This is a genomic window from Methanobrevibacter sp., from assembly GCF_036307625.1.
In the GTDB taxonomy this organism is placed as follows: domain Archaea; phylum Methanobacteriota; class Methanobacteria; order Methanobacteriales; family Methanobacteriaceae; genus Methanocatella.
Genome location: NZ_JAXJXF010000161.1, coordinates 1 through 4,581 on the forward strand (window position 1 = coordinate 1; position 4,581 = coordinate 4,581).

The following is a 4,581-nucleotide window of genomic DNA, read 5'->3' on the forward strand; positions in this document are numbered from 1 at the left end:
GGTGATGAACAATTCCATCAAGATGTCTATGATTACTTCCAAAAAGTGGGTAATATAGATGATGTTAAAGCACAGGATAGTATTATTGTGAATACTGCAGATATGATTATTCAGAATGCAATGGCATTCGTAATGCAGATATTGGCCATCATATTAGGTGTTATTTTAATTCTAACGCTGCGGATAAAAGATAAAAATATTAAAAAACAATGAGAGTTTATCTCTCACTTACTTTTTTGTTAAGGGTTTGTGTTGGTATATGTAATAGTGTTCATAGTATTAATTGAATTTTATAAACATATATTTAAATACTATGATAATGCAAGTATTAACAGTAAGATTTTAAAGATAAAAGTATTCCCATATAGTCTCGTCGTGATGAGCGGCGAATTAGGTGCTTTATGGGTTCTTTAATCTTCACAAATTATTTTCACTGACTTATTTTCAACAATTTTAATTAATTCATTGTTTTTTTCTTTCAACATCTTGAAATGATGACCATGAAATCAAATCAGCAACTTGTAATCCTTTATATATGTTAATGATAAACAGATGTAATTAATTAAAATATGTTTCATGATGCTGGTCGAAACACAAATAAAAAATGTGATTGTCACCAAAGATAAATTAGTAAAATGGTAAGGGGATAGCATGATAATTAATGTAGGTGGAAGAACAGACATAGTCAACTATTATACTTCATGGCTATTGAACAGACTTGAAGAAGGATATGCATATTCAAGAAATCCATTTGCAAGAGAACAGGTTTACAAGTTAAGTCTCAAACCTGAAGATGTAGACTGCTTACTGTTCTGCTCCAAAAATTACCAGCCTATATTAAAGCACATTGGCAATATAGATAAAAAGTATCGTATATTATGTAATTATACAATTACTGGATACGGCAAGGACATAGAGCCTAAAGTTCCTTCAATAGACCAATCTATTAATACGCTGGAAAAATTATCGGATATTGTTGGCAGAAATAAAATTCTCTGGAGATATGACCCAATTCTTCTAACTGAAAAATACACTGTTGAAAAACATTTGGAAACCTTTGAATATATGGCTGAAAAGATTTCACCATTAGTTTACAGATGCATCTTCAGCTTTGTGGATATGTATAAGAAAGTGGAAGATAATATGCCTGAGATAATTCCATTCACTGTTGAGGATAGGGAAACGCTATTGGAAGGAATTGGGGAGATATCAAAAAAATATAATCTCTACACTCAAACATGTGCAACAAACGAAAGCTATGAGAAATACAACATTCATGCTGCAGGTTGCACAACTAGTGAAATTTTAGAACAGGCACACAATGTAGTTTATAAAAATGTTAAAGGAACCGGAATTAGGAAAAACTGCCACTGCCTTCCATCAAGGGACATTGGTGCCTATAATTCCTGTTTAAGTGAATGCAAATATTGCTACGCCAACAGAAAACCGGACATTCCCAAAAAGGTTATAAAGATGCATGATGAGAAATCTCCGTTATTGCTTGGACACCTTAAAGAAAATGACAATCTAATTGAGACAAAAGTAATAAGGTATATTGAACCCAAACAAAGAACTTTATTTGATTTTTGAACTACTTTGACAGGGTCAAAGTATTTTTGCAGTCATAGCTAATTTTTTAATCGAAAAACAAATCATTGCCCTATTTAATTGCGTTTAATCTGTTTTTAAAGATAATGGATAAATTTATTAATCTCAGTTTATAGAATTATGAGCAAAGATTGAATATTTTAAACGGGAAAATCACATTAATTGTGACTTGTTTAAAATAGCATAATTCTTTAAAAATTTTTAATAGTAATACTTGGAGAACGAATTCAATGAAATACAAAAAAAGCATAATCATACTTGCGATGGCTATTTTTCTATTTGCAATAGCAACAGCAAGCGCAAGTGATGTGAACGATACGATAGTGGCCGGTGAGGATACAGGCCAAATTGAATTATCTGCAAGAAATGAAATGGCTGCAGATAATTTGAAGACAAATGAAGAGAACATTACATTGACACAAGCAGATAATTGTGAAATAATTGGTGCTGATGGAATTGGTACCTTTTCAGAACTGCAAAAGGAGATTGATAATGTCGGAAACGGGTCTTTAAACCTGACTAGGGACTATCAATGGGATTCAAATTTTACAGGTTATGGGATAACCATTAATAAACCGATAACCATTAACGGTAATGGGCATTATATTGATGCATCAGGTAAAATTAGGATTTTTGAGCTTAAGGCAAAAAGTGATGTGATTTTAAATAATATCACCTTTAAAAACGGAAATACTGATGGATGCGGTGGAGCAATTAACGTATGGTATGATTTATCCAACAGTAGTTTTACCAACTTGAATTTCATTAACAATACTGCTGCAGACAATGGGGGTGCAATCCGTTTCAGGTACTCATCCACAAACAATACATTTGAAAATATAACATTTGAAAACAACACTGATAAGAAAAACGGAGGAGCATTATACATAGGTGCCAAATCTTTATCAAATACATTCACAAACGTGGATTTCATAAATAACTTAGCCAAGAGTAACGGTGGAGCTTTATATATTAAAGAGACATCCACATCAGATACCTTTGAACATGTAGCCTTTGAAAACAATACTGTCTCTACAACAGATGCCGGTGCCATCAATTTTCATGGAAAGGTGGACGGTGCAACATTCAATTATGTTTCATTCATTAATAATCGCGCTGAAAAAAATGTGGGTGGAGCAATAAATATCGATGCTGGAATAACAAATTCCGTATTTAACAGTTCCTTCTTTTTTGATAATGCTGCTAAGACTGGTGGTGCACTAGGAATTACCGGAACCATTTCATCACTCACCTTTGAAAACACCCTATTTTTAAATAACACTGCTTTAGAAGATGATGGGGGAGCAATAAACATTGGTCCACGCAAGCACTCTGATTTGACCAACACTACATTTAAAAATGTTTTGTTTGCCAATAATACTGCAGCCCAAAATGGTGGTGCATTGTTCGTTACAAAAGACACCAAGTCAAATACCTTTGAAAATGTATTATTTATATATAATACTGCCCAGGGGCGTGACGGAGGAGCTATAAGATTCGGTGCATTAAATTATCAATTTACTACACAAGACAATACCTTTAATAATGTTTTATTTGCCAACAATACTGCCAATAGGAATGGTGGAGCATTGTATGTAACCGGTGTGTCTACATCAAATGTCTTTGAAAATATTCTATTTATGAATAACACTGCTAAAAACGTTGATGGTGGTGCTGTCAATTTCTATAAGGCAGTAAAAAATACAACATTTAATGAGGTCGTCTTTTATAAAAACAGCGCTCCTAAAAGCAGAAGTGGGGCAGTAAACTTTGATAAGGGAATGGAAAATAGCGTATTCAACAATACACAATTTGTAGAAAACAGTGCAAAAATTACTGGTGTAATCACCCTTTCCGGTGTAACATCATCAAATACATTTGAAAACAACCTATTTTTAAATAACACTGCACAATATTATCTTATTTATGTTAATAATGCTACTTCTGACAATATAATTCAAGATTCCATATTCCTGAACAATAATGCAAGTCAAATAAATGTCAAAAACGGAAATATTCAACTTACTGATAACTGGTTTGGAAATAATGCTACAAATTATGATGTGGATCCTGATGTGAATGATAATCTGGATAATTGGCTGTTCCTGAATGCAACAGCAAGTCCTGCTGCAATTAATTTAAACCAAACATCAACAATTAAATTTAAATTTTATTCATACGATAACAATACAAAAACCGTCAAGGATTATGATAAATCATTATCTGTCTTTTTAGATTTGTATTCAACACTTGGATTGGTGAATACATCTGAAGCATTAATAAATGAAGAGATTGTATACACACCTTCACAAGAAGGAAACGGAACTGTAACCGGTAGATACGAAAATGCATACTACACCATTACAATAGAAAACTCTAAAATACCTACCTCAATTAAAGCATCTGAAGAAGCTTATACAGTATATGTGGATGATGATTGTGGTAATCTCGCTGTGCTTAAAAATGAAGACGGAAACAATATCACTGATGAATATACCTTAACTTACACATCCAGCAATGAATCTGTTGTTAAGATTGTAAATGATTCATTTGTTGCTGTCGGTGAAGGTAGTGCTGTCATTACTGTTTCATTCAACGGTACTGACAGATTTGCAGCTGCTGAAAGCAAAACCATTAATGTGACTGTGAAAAAGATTCCTACTGAAATCGCATCTTCTGCAGTCACAACAGTTTATAATGTTGACAAAAACCTCGTCATCACTTTGAAGGATGCCAATGGAAATCCAATCAGCGGTGTCACTATAGCCGTTAACCTTAAAGGCACTAATACATACACTACCGACAAGAAAGGTCAGGTCAAAGTCTCAACCAAAGGATTAGCTCCTAATTCATACACTGCAAAAATAGCATTCAATGGCAACAACAAGTATGAAAAGTCATCCAAAAACGTCAAGGTCACTGTCAAAAAGGCAACTCCTAAGATAGCTGCCAAGTCCAAGACATTCAAGACAA

The 4,581-nt window shown here is 33.3% G+C and carries 2 protein-coding genes and 1 pseudogene; all 3 read left to right on the top strand.

Translation table 11 applies throughout. The features are described from left to right. Positions 1 to 213 (top strand): annotated as a pseudogene (locus UIB65_RS10250) (MFS transporter); the annotation flags it as partial. A 438-nt stretch (positions 214 to 651) separates the two neighbouring features. Next, positions 652 to 1,590, top strand: a complete 939-nt coding sequence (locus UIB65_RS10255) for a DUF1848 domain-containing protein (protein WP_330041473.1) — start codon at positions 652 to 654, stop codon at positions 1,588 to 1,590. A gap of 248 nt (positions 1,591 to 1,838) precedes the next feature. Continuing rightward, positions 1,839 to 4,581: hypothetical protein (locus UIB65_RS10260; RefSeq protein WP_330041476.1), on the top strand; the 2,743-nt coding region annotated here is incomplete at its 3' end.